Source organism: Pseudomonas fluorescens, assembly GCF_902498195.1.
Taxonomy (GTDB): domain Bacteria; phylum Pseudomonadota; class Gammaproteobacteria; order Pseudomonadales; family Pseudomonadaceae; genus Aquipseudomonas; species Aquipseudomonas fluorescens_BU.
Window position 1 is genome coordinate 327,722 of record NZ_CABVIY010000008.1, and the last position, 16,553, is coordinate 344,274.

Consider the following 16,553-nt stretch of genomic DNA (forward strand, 5'->3'; position numbering starts at 1 on the left):
CCTTACTTCAGTTTGACTCGGACAGACGCGCGATCTGGAACGCTTGTGGCGAAAAAGTCGTGTGCATCTGCCCCCGTATAAGGAGCCCCGGAGCGCTTGTTGATGGCTCTCTGGCAGGCGAAAAAAGGCGCAACTATTCCGATGCAAGGAAGCGACGTCTAATGCCGTAAACGCCTACCCTATGCCGAATCGGCATGAGGTTTTTTTACTGAAAGCGACGTCGCAAACGGTTCGAATAGGACATTTCGGCAGGCATAAGTGCCGTGAACCGGCCATTGCAGCGCAGATTGAGTGTTATTTAATCAGGCGGATAAAGGCAGGATTTCGGGAAAATCCCTCAGCGCACAAGGATTTGTGACACCAAAAGAAGGGCAGTTTTTCTCGATATACGGTCGATGAAGAAACAACGGGAAAAGAATTTTCAGCCGCTAGGTGGGCGAATGGCGGGGATATATTGAAAACGAATGTATCGCGAGAGGCTGATTAAGCTCTTCGCAAGTCCGTCGAATCATGATTGACCGGCGAACTTGCGTCGCAGCTTTTTCCTGACCCGGTCCTCGCGCAGGCACTCCCTGTACCCGTAGGTCACTCCGCCCCTTAAGCAGGCAGAACATCCCGACCCCCTGGTCATGCGCCGGCCTTCCTCGGGTGGGCGCAATGGGAAAGAAGCGACACGCCTCTTTCTTGCAGCGTACTCAATACCAATGTGGATCTTTTTTCAGCTGTTCCATCAGCAAATCCTGCATCCCCTGGTCCGGCTTACCGAGAAAACGGTAATTGGCATGCCGCGTGGGCGATTTGTCGGCCGGCAGGGCTGCTGGCACTTCGACCAGCATCGCGTAGGCATCCTTTTTGTCAAAGCTGACGGCCACGATCAGGCGTTGGTTCAGACAGGTCGCCTGTGTTTCACACAGCGGCCCTACCAGATACTTGTCGCCATCCTCTTCAACCGCATTCATTTGTTCGGCATCGCCGGAGAGGTTCATTACCCATTCCGGCAGGCGTTCTTCTTTCTTCACCACGCCTTGCCAGGTTTCACGGTACTGCGGGTCTGCGTTCAAAAGCTCATTGACCCGCGCCTGCCCGTCATTCGCGGCGTGCGACATGGCGCTCATTGCGATGGCGCCGCCGCCCAGAAGCAGGGCGGCTGCCAGTCTCTTCAAGCAAACGCTCATGTTCAACCTCGACCGCGACGGCCAAAGAAGAACGAAGCAATGAACATCACCAGGAACACGACAAAGAGAATCTTGGCGATACCCGTGGCGGTGCCCGCGATACCACCGAAGCCCAGTACGGCAGCGACAATGGCAATGATCAAGAATGTGATTGCCCAGCTCAACATGGTGATTCTCCTTACGCTTCTATTTAGAGGTGCTGCATGTCCCGGCGCATCGATCACGCCAAGTCTGTGAATTTAGAAAACCCAGCGTTCCTGACGAGGCATTTCCATCGCCTGGTGTTGATCGACGTCCATCATTCGCATGGAGCTGCTGTCGGCCATCCCGCCGTTGGCGGCGCTGAAGTGGGTTTGGGTCGGATGTTGAAACGACACGTTTGGCCCTTCTTGCTGTTGGCTCTGCTCCCAGCGCACAAACTGCTGGCCACCGATCAAAGTGATCAGTAGCGCCAATACAGCAAACAGACCTTGCTGAAGGTGCAGTGGCGAGAGCTGCAATTGGGTGGCACGTTGGCGATTCATCCTGAAGCTCCTCCCACTCTGGGGTAATCGGTTGAGGGCGTTTTGTTATTGCCCTGCGGTATTCAGGTTATTGCAGCCGGCGTGCCAGATTTTTTTGATGATAAAATCGATATAAATCAATATCTTATAAAGATTACGCTGGACGCTTCGGACGCATCCTGCACGATGGGGCTTCGTGCGGTCGTGCGTAATGCACGATCGATCGGGATGGCATTGGAATATTTTTGAATTGAGAGGAGGGCGCGGGTGTCAGAAAAAGACGTGATGCATCGTCTGAAAGGTCGCCATCTATAAAAAGCGCACAAAATCAGGCGAAAACTGGCTCAGCGGGAGATAACTACCCCGCCGTGACAGGAATGGATCAGAATAAACCATGCAACTTGCCCGATTTTTCTGGGACTAACCAAGATCATTCATTAAGGAGCGTAGGAAAATGGAATCAGCCACTGAGCATCAAGGCCGTATTCTTCTGGTGGATGACGAGTCCGCTATCCTGCGTACCTTCCGCTATTGCCTCGAAGACGAGGGCTACAGCGTGGCGACGGCCAACAGCGCCGCCCAAGCCGATGTGTTGTTGCAACGGCAGGTCTTCGACCTGTGCTTCCTCGATTTGCGCCTGGGTGAAGACAACGGCCTCGATGTATTGGCCCAGATGCGCATACAAGCGCCCTGGATGCGGGTGGTGATCGTCACTGCGCATTCGGCCGTGGACACTGCGGTTGACGCCATCCAGGCCGGTGCCGCCGATTATCTGGTCAAGCCCTGCAGTCCCGACCAGTTGCGCCTGGCGACTGCCAAGCAACTGGAAGTGCGGCAATTGTCGGCACGCCTCGAAGCCCTTGAAGGCGAGGTGCGCAAACCCAAGGATGGCCTGGACTCTCACAGCCCGGCCATGAAAGTCGTGCTCGAAACGGCCCGCCAAGTGGCCAGCACCGATGCCAATATCCTCATTCTGGGTGAGTCCGGTACCGGTAAAGGTGAGCTGTCCCGGGCGATTCACGGCTGGAGCAAGCGGGCGAAGAAAGCCTGCATCACGATCAACTGCCCTTCGCTGACCGCCGAACTCATGGAAAGCGAACTGTTCGGGCACAGTCGCGGCGCATTTACCGGGGCCAGCGAAAGCACCTTGGGCCGCGTCAACCAGGCAGACGGCGGAACGCTGTTTCTCGACGAAATCGGCGACTTTCCCTTGGTTTTGCAACCCAAGTTGCTGCGATTTATCCAGGATAAAGAATACGAGCGCGTGGGCGACCCGGTCACCCGCCGTGCCGATGTGCGCATCCTCGCGGCCACCAACCAGATCCTCGAAGACATGGTGCGTGACGGTCGTTTCCGTGAAGACCTGCTCTATCGGCTGAACGTCATCACCTTGCACCTGCCACCGCTGCGCGAGCGCCGGGAAGACATTCTCAACCTTGCCGACCGTTTCCTGGCGCGCTTCGTCAAGGAGTACGCCCGCCCGGCCCGGGGGTTCAGTGATGAGGCGCGTGAGGCGTTGCTGGGTTATCGCTGGCCGGGAAACATTCGCGAACTGCGCAACGTGGTGGAGCGGGCGAGCATTATTTGTCCGCAGGAGCGCGTTGAGATCAGCCACCTGGGCATGGCCGAATCTCCGGTCAACAATGCACCGCGCATCGGCGCCGCCTTGAGCCTGGACGAACTGGAAAAAGCCCATATCGGCGCGGTCCTCGCCACCGCCGGCACACTGGATCAAGCCGCCAAGACACTGGGCATCGACGCATCGACGCTGTACCGCAAACGCAAACAGTACAACTTGTGAGTTGCCAGCGATGAAACTGGCGATGAAGTTGCGGACCCGGCTGTTCCTGAGCATTTCCGCGCTGATCACCGTAGCGCTGCTCGGCCTGCTGCTTGGACTGGTCAGCGTGCTGCAGATGGCCGGGAGCCAGGAAGCGCTGGTTCGCAACAACTTCGTCACCCTGGATATCGGGCTCAAGCTGCGGCAAACCCTGGGTGATCAGTTGATCATCATGCTCAGCGAGCAACCGGATTCCTCGGCCTTCGATGCGTCCAAGCAGCATTATTTCGAGCTGCTCGAACAAGGCATCGCCCAGGAGCCGGCGGGTGAGGGCGGTGACTACGGTTTCAGAAAAGCCAAGGCCGACTACCTGAGTTTTATCAAGGCGTATGAAGTGTCACCTGACACGCCCCATGTGCTGAGCGGCAACGACGAACTCACTGAAAAATTCAACGCGTTGCGCAATGGGCTGATTGCCGAACATAAGCGTGCGCTGGATAACATTAGTCAAACCGAGCGCCAGGCCCGCGAACGGGCATTGCTGATCGCGGGCCTCCTGGGCCTGGTCGGTCTGGCCGTGCTGATCATCGGCTTCGTCACCGCCCATGCCATTGCCCGGCGTTTCGGCGAACCCATCGAGGCGCTGGCGCAGGCGGCGGACAATATCGGCCAGGGCAATTTCGACGTCACGCTGCCGGTCTCTTCGGCGGTCGAGCTGAATCAGCTGACCCGGCGTTTCGGGATCATGGCCGAGGCGTTGCGCGAGCACCAGGCCACCAATGTCGATGAGTTGTTTGCCGGGCAGCAACGCCTGCAAGCGGTGCTCGACAGCATCGACGACGGTTTGCTGATGATCGATCGCCAAGGGCATCTGGAGCACCTCAACCCGGTGGCGCAGCGTCAGTTGGGTTGGGACGATGATCGACTCGGCCAGGGCCTGGGGGCGGCCCTGCAGCGTCCCGAGCTTGATGAGCAGCTGCAATTGGTGTTGCGCGGCGGCACCCTGGAACGCGCGCCGGAGGACTTGAGCATCGAGGTCGATGGCGAGACGCGCTTGCTGACCTTCAGCCTGACACCCGTCAGTCATACTCAGGGGCATATTCTCGGCGCGGTGATGGTGCTGCATGACGTCACCGAGCAGCGTGCGTTCGAACGGGTACGCAGTGAGTTCGTGCTACGTGCCTCCCACGAATTGCGCACACCCGTCACCGGCATGCACATGGCATTCGGTCTGTTCCGCGAGCGCGCGCATTTTGCCCCGGAATCACGCGAGGCCGATCTGCTGGATACGGTGAATGAGGAAATGCAGCGCCTGATGCAGTTGATCAACGACTTGCTGAATTTCTCGCGTTACCAGAACGGCTTGCAGAAACTGACCCTGGCCCCCTGTTCCATCGACGATTTGCTGGAGCAGGCGCAGATACGTTTTGCCGGCAGTGCCGAGGAGCAGGGCATCGAGTTATTGGTGGAAGTGCAGGGGCCGTTGCCGCGCTTGCAGGCCGACCAGCCGCAACTGGACCGGGTCCTCGACAACCTGATCGACAACGCGCTGCGCCACACCGCCGCCGGCGGCCTCATACGCTTGCAGGCCCGGCGTCATGGCGATCGTGTGATCATCAGCGTTGAAGACAACGGTGAAGGCATTGCCTACGGGCAGCAGGGGCGGATCTTCGAACCCTTCGTGCAGGTCGGTCGCAAGAAAGGCGGGGCCGGGCTCGGCCTGGCCTTGTGTAAGGAAATCGTGCAATTGCACGGCGGGCGAATGGGGGTTTATTCGCGGCCGGGGCAGGGCACGCAGTTCTACATGGCGTTGACTGTTTAACGCGTTTTACGCTTCGTCATCCAGGCGTCGATTGGCCAACCGGCGACCACGGGTAATCAATTCGATCAACTGCACGGCGCTCAAGGCATGGGCGAATAACCAGCCCTGACCAAACTTCACGCCCTCACTGCTCAGCAGCGCGGCCTGGGCTTCATGTTCGATGCCTTCGGCGATCACCTTCAGGTGCAGCGACTGCGCCATGTGGATGATGTGCGGGGCGACCCCGCTACTGGCGGCGTCATGACCCAGTGCATCAATGAAGGCCTTGTCGATCTTCAGGCAATCCACTGGCAGGGTTTGCAGGTAGGCGAGGCTGCAATAGCCGGTGCCGAAGTCATCGATCAGCACTTGATGCCCGACATCGCGCAGCGCTTGCAGGTTTTCCCGCGCTACGACCACATCGATCAGCCCGCGCTCGGTGACTTCAAAGGCAATTTGTTTGGCCGCGACCCGGTGCAAGGTCAGCAGGCGCGCCATCACCTGGCCGATTCGCGGCACCATCACGTCACACGCCGCCAGGTTGACCGAGATGTACAGCTGAGGGTTGGCCCGCAGCAATTGTCCGAGTTGTTCCAGCAGGCGTTGCAGGACGAAATCGGTCATCTGGCGGATCTGCCCTGTGTTTTCCGCCATTGGAATGAACAGGTCGGGACTGGTGAGGGTGCCGTCAGGTCGTCGCCAGCGCAGCAAGGCTTCGGCGCCGACGCAGTTGCGACTGTCGAGGTCGAAGATCGGTTGATACAGCACCTGCAATTCGCCCCGGCGAATAGCGCCGGTCAGCTCGGCGTCCAGCGACTGTCGTTGACGCACCAGCAGCAGCACGAGAAAACCCACGCACAGGGACAGCCCCACGCAGACCGGCAACAACCACCACCACACCGGCGGTATGTGGTTGCCGCCGCGCGGGCTGATCAGCACCAGTTGGTACTCCGGGTTGTCGGTTGGCATGCGGTAGATCAGGCGCGTGTGCGTGACTTGCAGCGCATCCCGGCTTTTCGGCGGCCAATGTTCGGTTGGCGGCCAGGCCTGAGAAGTGCCCAGCACCGGGATCGCCCGCATGCCGTGGTCGAGTACCACCAGCAGGCTGCTACCGGGGGACAGGTCGACCATGTCGGTCAAATGCCCGCGGGATGTCGCGACACGAAAATTGCCGCGCCCGAGCATCAGTGCCGCGCGGTTTTCATCGGGTTCGGTCGTGGTGTTCAGCCAGTAGCTGTAGGTGGGGCCCTTGATGTCGGGTGGTCGTATCAGCGACAACCCTTCCTGGCGCGGTCGATTGGAGCAGATCCGCGAGGCGTCCATGTACGCGGCTTCGTAGACAAAGCGGTAGTTGAAACTGACCTGCTGCAACGTGGCGATCATTTCATCATCGCAACTGCGCAGGGGTTGGGCCTCCAGATCGTCGAGGCTTTCGCGCAATTGCCCGAACAGTTGCTCCAGGCGGGCGAGGAAGCGTTCGCCCTGGGCATTCATTTCCTGGCTTTCGTTCTGTTCGACCTGGTGCAGGGCGATGAACAAACTGCCCGACATCAGCAGCGTTGCGCTCAAGACAGCCGACATCATCGCCAAAAACCATGGGCGATAGAACCAACTTCGGAATGTCTCTCGAGCAGCAGGCATTATTGGATATCCGACGAATTACCAATGAGTTATAGCTGCTGATTGGGAAAGGCGCGCTGACCGTCGGGCGGGCGTCATTATTTTGTCTGATTCAACACCTGGAGCAGCGCCGCCGTTTGAGCATCGGGCGTGCCATCGAAACGCGACGGGCGAAAATGCATCTGGAAAGCGGCGATCACGTGACGGGTGGCGACATCCAGTTCACCGGTCTGTGCAATGTCATAGCCGAAGCGCGCCAGCTGTGCCTGGAACCAACTGATGGTCGGCAGCTGTGCTTCGTACTGAACCTGCTGCCGTGCCACGGCCTGCTCATTCGGCCAGATGCCGATGCCTTCGGCGGCCAGACGTTTCCAGGGAAACAGCGGTCCCGGATCGAGCTTGCGCAGTGGGGCAATGTCGCTATGACCAATGATGCTGCGAGGGCTGATGGCGTAGCGCGTGCCGATGTCCTTGAGCAGGACGATCAAGGACTGGACCTGCGCTTCACTGTAGGGGTACCAGAGGCGCCCGGTCGGGGTGTCCTTGAAACCCGGGTTGACGATCTCGATACCGATGGAGCTGGAGTTCAGCCAGGTCCGGCCCTGCCATTGGCTTTCTCCGGCGTGCCAGGACCGCAGGTTCTCGTCCATCAACTTATAGATGGTCGCGTTCTTGTCGTCGCCGATCAGGTAATGGCTGCTGACCTCGCCATGGGTCAGCAATTGCAGAGAGCGCTCCAGCGAGGCAGAGGTGTAGTGCAACACCACGAACTGGATGCGGCTGTCGTGATTGGCCGAGGGGTGGCTGGTGTCGTAGCGAGGGCCGCTGGCGCAACCGGCCAGCAGCAGCGATACGATGAGAGCAAAATATTTCATGGCGGAAGGCAATACTCGCGAGACAGTAAGGCAACAGCGTAACGCACTGTCTCGCGTTCGGAGGGCAATTGAACAAAATGGAACAAATGGGCCTCAGCCCAGTTCGACCCGGTTGCGCCCCGCATTTTTCGCCCGATAGAGCGCCTGATCCGCCCTCTTAAGCACCAGGTCACTGTGTTCGCCAGGCTTGAACGCCGTCAGGCCCATGGAAATAGTGACCGTCACCCGTTCACCCTTGAAGTGGAACGGGCAGGCTTCGATCGACGCACGCAGCTGTTCCAGCAGTTTCACGCCAGCCGCCGGTACCGTTGACGGCATCAACAGCACAAATTCTTCACCGCCAAACCGGGCTATGAAATCCGTTCCGCGCAGACGCTTGCGCAGCACGGTGGCAATGATTTTCAGCACTTTGTCGCCGGCCAGATGCCCGTAGTTATCGTTGATGCGTTTGAAGTGATCGAGGTCGAGCATGGCCAGCATCAACGTGTTGCCGTGTTGTTGCCATTCGACGATTTCGTGGTCCAGCCGTTCGCTCCAGGCCGCGCGGTTGGGCAGCCCGGTCAGCGGATCGATCAAGGCTTTCTGGCGCTGTTCTTCGAGGTGTTCGCGAAAGCCCAGGGCTTCCTGCTCCATGTGCGCCACCCGTTCGGCCAGGCTGTGCAGGCGAGCCGCGACTTCGTGCTCGCGTTCGTCGCGTTGCTTGCGGTGCTGGTCCATGGTGCCGAGCAGGCCTTCGAGGTGGTTTTCCAGAACGTGCTTGAGGGCGTCGAGGTCGGCCGCTTCGTGCATGCTGGTCTGCAGGCCATCGACCTGTTCGCGGATCTGCGTGTCCATGGCCTGTGCGGCGGAACGGTTGTCGGCATGGCCTTCGCTGGCGGCTTGCAGATTGCTCTGGAACGATTCAAGGCGTTCGTTGAGATGCTGCAGGTAGGCTTCGAATTCATGCTGGCCGCTGTCCGAGATCGCCAGCATCAGGGTTGCCAGGTCGTCGAGGATCGGCAGCAACTCGTACCAGTTCAAGCCGTTTTTCAGGCGGTCGCGCATCGATTCGGCTTGCGGCCGATGACGCTCGGGAAGTGTCAGGTCGTCAAGCAGGCCGAGCAAGGTGTCTTCAATGTGCTTGGCGACCGAGCTGTAGGACGGCTCGGGGGAGTCAGGCAGCGCGTAGAGCATGTCGTGCGCGGGGTGTTCCGGCTCGCTGCATGCCGGGGCCGAGGGCGCTGGCTGGGCATCGGAAAGGTAGGCATGCGTCAGCTCGTCAGGGTTGATTGCCGGATCGATCTGCGGTGCTTGTGCCGCGCCGGGGGAATCCACCCGGTCATCGCCATCAGCATGTAACGTGGGCGATTCTTGCGGGGCGAGGTCGGATGCAACCACCCCTTGGGCAGCAGGGGGCTCCGGTGTCGCGGGTGATACCGGAGTGGCCTGTGGCCCGGCGTCCACGGCAGCCAGGCCTTGAACTTCGACATGCGGTTCTTCGAGGGCCGGCGCCGGTTCGCCGATTGCCGGCGATGGCGCGGCGACGGGGCCTTGCTCAGCGACAGGGGCGACCTGGGTGCTCGCATCATCGGCCTCGCGATGACCGAACAGCCGTTGCAACAGGCCCGGGCGACCGGGTTCCGCCGGGTTCTCCAGTTGACTCAAGGCCTTGCCTTGCAAGCCGCTCAGCTCGCTGAGCAGCAGCGGAATCTCGCGCGCCTGGCTGACGCGGTTATCCAGTTGTTTGGCGAAGCTCTTCAAGGGGCGGCTGACTTCCCGGGGCAGCGGCAATGTTTGCAGCTGGGTGACCAGTGCAGTCAGCGCGGCGCTGGTCTGATTCACCCGGGTTTCCCTGCGCTGCTCGGAGTCGAGCACGGCTTTTTCCAGGCGTGGGAGCAGGGCGGCCAGGCCAGCATCCATGTCATCGGTACGCACGACTTCGCGCATTTCCTTCATGCACTGGTCCACGGCTCGGTCGGTGCCTTCGGCGGCCAGCGTGCTGCGAACCAGTCCGCGTCGGAGCAAGTCGAGGCGGGCATCCCAGCGACGTTCGAGCTTTTCCTGTTGTTCGATGCTTTTGAGGTATTTCTCTTTCCAGCGCTGTGCTTCGTCGCTCATTCAGGGGTTCCGCGAGGGGCAGGACTCAACGCGGGCAATGCATCGGCCGTGAGCGAACCCGGCAGACGAATTTCTACCGCGACCGGCAGGTGATCGGAAATGGGTTGGGCCAGCACCTCGACCTTTTCCAGGGTCAGGGTCGGGCTCAGCAGAATGTGGTCCAGGCAGCGCTGCGGGCGCCAGCTGGGGAATGTCGCTTCAAGTTGTGGGGCCAGCAGGCCGAGGTCACGCAACGGCGAATGCTGCAGCAGGTCACTGGCATGGGTGTTCATGTCGCCCATCAGCACCTGGTGTTTGTAACCGCCGATCAACTCGCGGATGTAGGCCAGTTGCATGCTGCGGGCGCGGGCGCCCAGTGCCAGGTGCATCATGACGACAACGAGCGCTTCCGGCCCTTCGCCGAAGCGCACCAGGATCGCCCCGCGACCCTTCGGCCCCGGCAGCGGATGATCTTCGATTGCCCACGGGCGCAGGCGGCTCAGCACGCCGTTGCTGTGCTGGCCGAGGCGTCCGAGATTGCGATTGAGTTGTTGATACCAGTAGGGGAAGGCGCCGAGCTGGGCCAGGTGTTCGACTTGATTGACGTAGCCGGAGCGCAGGCTGCCGCCGTCGGCTTCCTGCAAGGCCACCAGATCGAAGTCGCCCAACAGACTGCCGATTTTCTGCAGGTTGTCGGCGCGCCCGGTGTGCGGCAACAGGTGTTGCCAGCCCCGGGTCAGGTAATGCCGATAGCGCTCGGTACTGATACCGACCTGGATATTGAAACTGAGCAGGCGCAAACGGCTGTCTTCGGGCAAGCCCGTCGATTCCAGGTGATGCTCGTTGACCCGCGGATCATGCAGGCCAACGATGCGTTCAGTTCCCCAGCGGCGCATGGTGGATGCAGCCTTTAGTTGGCGGCCGCCTTGTTAGTCGACCGCTCTTTGTCGATCAGCTTGTCGGCCAGTTGCAGGGCTTGTTCGGCGCCACCGGCAGAGCCCACGTCAAAGCGGTATTTGCCGTTGACGATCAAGGTTGGAACGCCAGAGATCTCATATTTTTTCGCCAGGTCAGTGGCCTTGACGATCTGGCCTTTGATGGCGAAGGAGTCGAAGGTGGCCAGGAACTTGTCCTTGTCGACACCCTGGGTGGCCAGGAAGTCCGCCATGTCATTCTTGTCGGTCAGTTTTTTGTGTTCTTTCTGGATGGCTTCGAACACGGCAGCGTGGACCTTGTGCTCGACACCCATCGCTTCCAGGGTCAGGAACATCTGGCCGTGTGCGTTCCACGGGCCACCGAACATGGCAGGGATACGGACGAAGTTAACGTCGGAAGGCAGCTTTTCGACCCAGGGATTGATCACCGGTTCGAACGCGTAGCAGTGAGGGCAGCCGTACCAGAACAGCTCCACCACTTCGATCTTGCCTGGGACGGCTACCGGAACCGGATTGGTCAGTTCGACATAAGGGGTAGCGGGGGCTTCTGCAGCTTGTGCAGTCATGCCGAACAGGCTGGCAGCGACGAGTGCGGCGCTGATGATCAGATTACGCATGCTTTACTCCTGGACAAATTTTATCGCCTCGCGCGACCTGTATTCAGACAGATCATGGCGGGCCTGAGTTCTGTAGTGTAACGGCAGCGGCCACAAAAAAGGGCGGCCTGAGCCACCCTTTTTATACTTGCTGCGACGGATTAATCGAGCGTTAACATTGCAAGAGATGTATACCTTGCCCAGCGCCCGATTCGCCGGTCTTAGTGCAGGCCCTGAATGTAGCTGGACACCGCGGCGATGTCTTCGTCGCTCAGCTTTTTGGCGATGCTCTGCATCGGTTTGGTGTCGCCGTCGTTGGCCCGGCCGCCTTCTTCCTTGCGGAAGTCGGTCAGTTGCTTGGCGATGTATTGAGCGTGCTGGCCACCCAGGTGCGGGAAGCCGGCGGCGGCGTTGCCTGCGCCATTTGGCGAGTGGCAGCCGGTGCAGGATGGAAGGCCCTTGGCCAGGTCGCCGCCACGGAACAGTGCTTCACCGCGAGCCACGATTTTTGGATCGGCGGCGCCGACGCTGCCTTTCTGGCTGGCGAAGTAGGCGGCGATGTCCGCCAGGTCCTGATCGCTCAGGTTGGTCAGCAGGCCGGTCATTTCCAGAACGGTGCGCTTGCCCGACTTTATGTCGTGCAGCTGCTTGGTCAGGTAGCGTTCACCTTGACCCGCCAGTTTTGGAAAGTTTGGCGCCATGCTGTTGCCATCCGGGCCATGACAGGCGCCACATACGGCGGCTTTTGCCTGGCCTGCGGCGGCGTCACCAGGTTTTACTGGCTCACCTGCAGCATGGGCAATGCCGGAGATTCCCACGGTCAACAGCAGACTCACGATCAATTTGTTCATCAGCTAATCCAACTACGGCTAAGGGTTAAGAGTTATGGGCCGGGTTTACTCGCTCATCCAGTGGATGATGGCTCGGTAATCCTCGGCACTGCAGTCCATGCACAAACCACGCGGCGGCATCGCCTTGAAACCCTGGGTCACGTGTTGCACCAGCGTCTCCATACCTTTCGCCAACCTCGGCGTCCAAGCTTCCTGATCGCCTTTTTTGGGCGCCGTGGGGAGTTGGCCGGAATGACAGGCGCCACAAACACGGTTGTACACAGCTTCCGGATCCTGTGTAGCCTGAGCGCTGTAAAGCGGCATCAAGACACCGGCGGCTAGCAGCCATTTCGTCATAAAACGACCTTTTCAGGGTTGAGAGCGTTCTGCGTTCTAATGCGCAATCAAGGTCTGTCGCTCTCGTGAACTTCATCCTACGCTGGGACAAAGCGCACACAAAATCTGCGGCATTATATACTGGCGTCACTGAAACGGAAGCGACACTGCTTGCCGCGCCCATTCCCGGCGCCGCCCACATCGGAAATCCCATGCAACTCAAGAATCCCATCCTCGGTCTGTGCCAACAGTCCACCTTCATGCTCAGCGCCGCCAAAGTCGACCAATGTCCGGATGACGAAGGTTTTGAAGTCGCCTTCGCCGGTCGTTCCAACGCCGGCAAGTCCAGTGCGCTCAACACCCTGACCCACGCCAGCCTGGCGCGTACCTCGAAAACACCGGGACGCACACAGCTGTTGAACTTCTTCAAGCTAGACGATGAACGTCGTCTGGTCGACCTGCCGGGTTACGGTTACGCGAAAGTGCCTATTCCGCTCAAGCAACACTGGCAGCGTCACCTGGAAGCTTACCTGGGTGGTCGCGAGAGTTTGAAAGGGCTGATCCTGATGATGGATATCCGTCATCCAATGACCGATTTCGACCTGCTGATGCTTGATTGGGCCGTGGCGGCCGGCATGCCGATGCACATTCTGCTGACCAAGGCGGACAAGCTGACCTATGGCGCGGCCAAGAACACGCTGCTCAAGGTTCAGTCGGAAATTCGCAAAGGCTGGGGCGACAGCGTGACGATTCAACTGTTTTCGGCACCGAAACGCCTGGGCCTGGAAGACGCCTACACCGTTTTGGCAGGCTGGATGGAGCTGGCGGACAAGGGCGCCGAGGCTGCGGAATAAAAGCGACAGGCAAAAAAAACCCCGGACTTCTTATGGGGAGGGGGAAGTTCCGGGGTTCAAGTTCTAGACCGCTAGGGCGGGGTCCAGATATCTGCCAACACTTAACACAACATAGGAGCATCGAAGGGCTTCACCAGCCATTCAGTAACTCTGAGTAGTGATGTTGCAGATTAGTTCAGATCTTTTTCAAAAGACTTTGGAATAACCCCCAGAACAATCCGGACTAAGGGCTCTGCAGCCCTCTAGCGCGGCACTTTTTGCAGGAGCGAGCGTGCTCGCTCCTGCAAAAAAGGGTTCTTAATCGGCTCAGTGAGCCTCATCCCAATTGTTGCCTACGCCTACTTCGACCAGCAAAGGGACATCCAGTTTCGCGGCGCTGCTCATATGGACGCGAATTTCTTCACGAACCTGGTCGACCAGGTCTTCACGCACCTCCAGCACCAATTCATCGTGCACCTGAAGGATGACTTTGGCGTCGAGGCCGGACGACGTCAGCCAGTTGTCCACCGCGACCATGGCTTTCTTGATGATGTCCGCCGCGGTGCCTTGCATCGGTGCATTGATCGCCGTGCGCTCGGCGGCGGCGCGTTCCTGCGGCTTGTTGGAGTTGATCTCCGGCAGATACAGCCGGCGCCCGAAGAACGTTTCCACATAACCCTGGTCCGCCGCCTGCGCGCGGGTGCGGTCCATGTACTCGCGCACGCCCGGGTAACGGGCGAAGTAGGTATCGATGTAGGCCTTGGCGGTCTTGGTGTCGACACCGATGTCCTTGCCGAGCTTCTGCGCGCCCATGCCGTAGATCAGGCCGAAGTTGATCGCCTTGGCGCCGCGCCGTTGGTCGGAAGTCACGTCCGCCAGCTCAACCTTGAATACTTCGGCGGCGGTGGCGGTATGCACGTCCAGATTGTGGCGGAAGGCGTTCATCAGGCCTTCGTCGCGGGACAGGTGCGCCATGATCCGCAATTCGATCTGCGAATAGTCCGCCGCCAGCAACTTGTAGCCGGCCGGCGCGACGAAGGCCTGGCGAATGCGGCGTCCTTCCGCCGTGCGCACCGGGATGTTCTGCAGGTTCGGATCGCTGGAAGACAGGCGACCGGTGGACGCCACCGCCTGGTGATACGAGGTGTGAATGCGCCCTGTACGCGGGTTGATCTGTTCCGGCAAACGATCGGTGTAGGTGCTTTTCAGCTTGCTCATGGAACGATATTCCATCAGCACCTTGGGCAACCGGTAGTCGTCCTCGGCCAGCTTGGCCAAGACCTCTTCGGCCGTGGACGGCTGGCCCTTGGCAGTCTTCTTCAGCACCGGCAGGCCGAGTTTCTCGTAAAGAATGACCCCAAGCTGCTTCGGTGAACCGAGGTTGAACTCCTCACCGGCAATCTCGAAGGCTTCGCGCTCCAGCGCCACCATTTTGTCGCCCAGTTCGATGCTCTGCACCCCAAGCAGCGCGGCATCGACGAATGCGCCCTGGCGTTCGATACGCGCCAGCACCGGCACCAACGGGATCTCAATGTCGGTCAGCACGCTGGCCAGGGTTGGAATGGCGCTCAGTTTCTCGAAGAGTGCCTGATGCAGGCGCAGGGTGATGTCGGCGTCTTCGGCGGCATAAGGGCCGGCCTGCTCAAGGGCAATCTGATCGAAGGTCAGCTGCTTCACGCCTTTGCCGGCGATGTCCTGGAAGCTCACCGTGGTGTGGTCCAGGTACTTCAGCGCCAGGCTGTCCATGTCATGGCGGGTGGCCGTGGAATTGAGCACGTAGGATTCGAGCATGGTGTCGAAGGCAACGCCGCGCACGGTGATGCCGTTGGCCTGGTCGCCACCGATGGCGCAGTTGGCCAGGATGTTCATGTCGAACTTGGCGTGCTGGCCGACCTTGAGCTTGTTCGGGTCTTCCAGGATCGGCTTGAGGGCGCGTAAAACGGTGTCGCGATCCAGCTGCTCGGGCACGCCGATGTAGGAGTGGGTCAGCGGGATGTAGGCCGCTTCATTGGCCTGGACCGCAAACGACAGACCTACGAGCTGCGCCTGTTGGGCGTCGATGCCGGTGGTTTCGGTGTCAAAGGCGAACAGTGTGGCGTTGTTCAGTTTTTCCAGCCAGGCGTCGAAGCGTGCCTGATCAAGGATGGTTTCGTAGCGGGTTTCAGACGTTGCCACCGGCGCTTCGGCCTCGGCTTCAGCTTCGGCGGCGCTGAAAAGATCGCCGGCCGGCGCTGGTTCGGCGGCAGCGCTCAGCTCGATGCGTTTGGCATCTCGCTGCAGATCGTTCAGCCAGCTCTTGAATTCGAGCAGGTTGTAGAGTTCGGTCAGCTTGACCGGATCTTCCGGACCCATTTGCAGGTCATCAAGACCGATGTCCAGCGGCACATCGACCTTGATTGTCGCCAGCTGATAGGAGAGGAACGCCATCTCCTTGTGTTCTTCGAGCTTGGCCGGCAGGGTCTTGGCGCCGCGGATCGGCAAGGTCGGCACGATGTCGAGCTGCGCGTAGAGTTCGGTCAGGCCGCCGTTCACACCCACCAGCAGGCCGGAGGCGGTTTTCGGACCGATGCCCGGAACGCCTGGAATGTTGTCGGAAGAGTCTCCCATGAGCGCCAGATAATCGATGATCTGCTCCGGAGCGACGCCGAATTTCTCCTTCACGCCCTCCACGTCCATGCTGCTACCGGTCATGGTGTTGACCAAGGTAATGTGGCCGTCGACCAGTTGCGCCATGTCCTTGTCGCCGGTGGAGATGACCACCGGACGATCAGCCGCGGCACTGCTGCGGGCCAGGGTGCCGATCACGTCGTCGGCTTCGACGCCTTCGACGCACAGCAGCGGGAAGCCCAGGGCGATCACGCTCTGGTGCAGCGGTTCGATCTGCACACGCATGTCGTCGGGCATGCTCGGACGGTTGGCTTTGTATTCGGCGTACATCTCATCGCGAAATGTCCCACCCTTGGCGTCGAACACCACGGCGAAGGGGCTGTCCGGGTACTGCTTGCGCAGACTCTTGAGCATGTTCAACACGCCCTTGACTGCACCGGTCGGCAGGCCTTTGGAAGTGGTCAGCGGTGGCAGCGCGTGAAAGGCGCGGTACAGGTAAGAAGAACCGTCCACCAGGACGAGGGGGGCTTGGCTCATGAGCAGGATCAACCTTTTCGGCGGGTCCGGCGCTAGAATAGCGGGACCG

General features: G+C 59.9%; 14 protein-coding genes. 3 read left to right on the forward strand and 11 right to left on the reverse strand.

Annotation, left to right across the window (positions count from 1 at the left end):
• Window positions 1-695: 695 nt before the first annotated feature.
• The 3 genes from F8N66_RS27640 to F8N66_RS27650 form a co-directional block, all read right to left on the reverse strand.
• Complete coding sequence (locus tag F8N66_RS27640) at window positions 696-1,175, reverse strand: inhibitor of vertebrate lysozyme family protein (RefSeq protein WP_150773143.1); 480 nt, start codon at window positions 1,173-1,175, stop codon at window positions 696-698.
• Between the two features lie 2 nt (window positions 1,176-1,177).
• Window positions 1,178-1,342, reverse strand: a complete 165-nt coding sequence (locus F8N66_RS27645) for a DUF1328 domain-containing protein (RefSeq protein ID WP_003170804.1) — start codon at window positions 1,340-1,342, stop codon at window positions 1,178-1,180.
• A 72-nt stretch (window positions 1,343-1,414) separates the two neighbouring features.
• Window positions 1,415-1,699, reverse strand: a complete 285-nt coding sequence (locus F8N66_RS27650; RefSeq protein ID WP_150773144.1) for a hypothetical protein — start codon at window positions 1,697-1,699, stop codon at window positions 1,415-1,417.
• A 433-nt stretch (window positions 1,700-2,132) separates the two neighbouring features.
• Here F8N66_RS27650 and algB point away from each other — a divergent pair, with 433 nt between their 5' ends.
• A complete protein-coding gene (gene algB / locus F8N66_RS27655) occupies window positions 2,133-3,479 on the forward strand; it encodes a sigma-54-dependent response regulator transcription factor AlgB (protein ID WP_150773145.1) in 1,347 nt (448 codons plus the stop codon).
• A gap of 10 nt (window positions 3,480-3,489) precedes the next feature.
• Complete coding sequence (locus F8N66_RS27660; RefSeq protein ID WP_150773146.1) at window positions 3,490-5,280, forward strand: KinB sensor domain-containing domain; 1,791 nt, start codon at window positions 3,490-3,492, stop codon at window positions 5,278-5,280.
• Between the two features lie 6 nt (window positions 5,281-5,286).
• Here F8N66_RS27660 and F8N66_RS27665 read toward each other — a convergent pair whose 3' ends face one another.
• From F8N66_RS27665 to F8N66_RS27700, 7 genes are all read right to left on the reverse strand, one after another.
• A complete protein-coding gene (locus F8N66_RS27665) occupies window positions 5,287-6,900 on the reverse strand; it encodes an EAL domain-containing protein (protein WP_150773147.1) in 1,614 nt (537 codons plus the stop codon).
• Window positions 6,901-6,977: 77 nt separating this feature from the next.
• A complete protein-coding gene (locus F8N66_RS27670; protein WP_150773148.1) occupies window positions 6,978-7,754 on the reverse strand; it encodes an N-acetylmuramoyl-L-alanine amidase in 777 nt (258 codons plus the stop codon).
• A 93-nt stretch (window positions 7,755-7,847) separates the two neighbouring features.
• Window positions 7,848-9,851 carry a GGDEF domain-containing protein gene (locus tag F8N66_RS27675; RefSeq protein WP_150773149.1) on the reverse strand — a complete coding sequence of 668 codons (2,004 nt, stop codon included), beginning with the start codon at window positions 9,849-9,851 and terminating at the stop codon, window positions 7,848-7,850.
• On the reverse strand, window positions 9,848-10,726 hold the full coding sequence (locus F8N66_RS27680) for an endonuclease/exonuclease/phosphatase family protein (protein WP_150773150.1): 879 nt from the start codon (window positions 10,724-10,726) through the stop codon (window positions 9,848-9,850). The genes F8N66_RS27675 and F8N66_RS27680 overlap by 4 nt, the downstream gene beginning before the upstream one ends.
• A gap of 14 nt (window positions 10,727-10,740) precedes the next feature.
• On the reverse strand, window positions 10,741-11,382 hold the full coding sequence (gene dsbA / locus F8N66_RS27685; RefSeq protein WP_150773151.1) for a thiol:disulfide interchange protein DsbA: 642 nt from the start codon (window positions 11,380-11,382) through the stop codon (window positions 10,741-10,743).
• 200 nt (window positions 11,383-11,582) lie between these two features.
• Window positions 11,583-12,212, reverse strand: coding sequence for a c-type cytochrome (locus F8N66_RS27695; protein WP_150773152.1), 630 nt, complete (start codon window positions 12,210-12,212; stop codon window positions 11,583-11,585).
• Window positions 12,213-12,257: 45 nt separating this feature from the next.
• Window positions 12,258-12,548, reverse strand: coding sequence for a c-type cytochrome (locus F8N66_RS27700; RefSeq protein WP_150773153.1), 291 nt, complete (start codon window positions 12,546-12,548; stop codon window positions 12,258-12,260).
• 191 nt (window positions 12,549-12,739) lie between these two features.
• On the opposite strand from F8N66_RS27700, the gene yihA reads away from it, so the two are divergent.
• Window positions 12,740-13,381: a ribosome biogenesis GTP-binding protein YihA/YsxC gene (gene yihA / locus F8N66_RS27705; protein WP_150773154.1), complete on the forward strand. Its 642-nt coding sequence runs from the start codon at window positions 12,740-12,742 to the stop codon at window positions 13,379-13,381.
• 306 nt (window positions 13,382-13,687) lie between these two features.
• Here yihA and polA read toward each other — a convergent pair whose 3' ends face one another.
• The gene (polA, locus tag F8N66_RS27710) at window positions 13,688-16,504 is read right to left on the reverse strand and encodes a DNA polymerase I (RefSeq protein WP_150773155.1); all 2,817 of its coding nucleotides are present in this window, start codon (window positions 16,502-16,504) and stop codon (window positions 13,688-13,690) included.
• Window positions 16,505-16,553 lie beyond the last annotated feature (49 nt).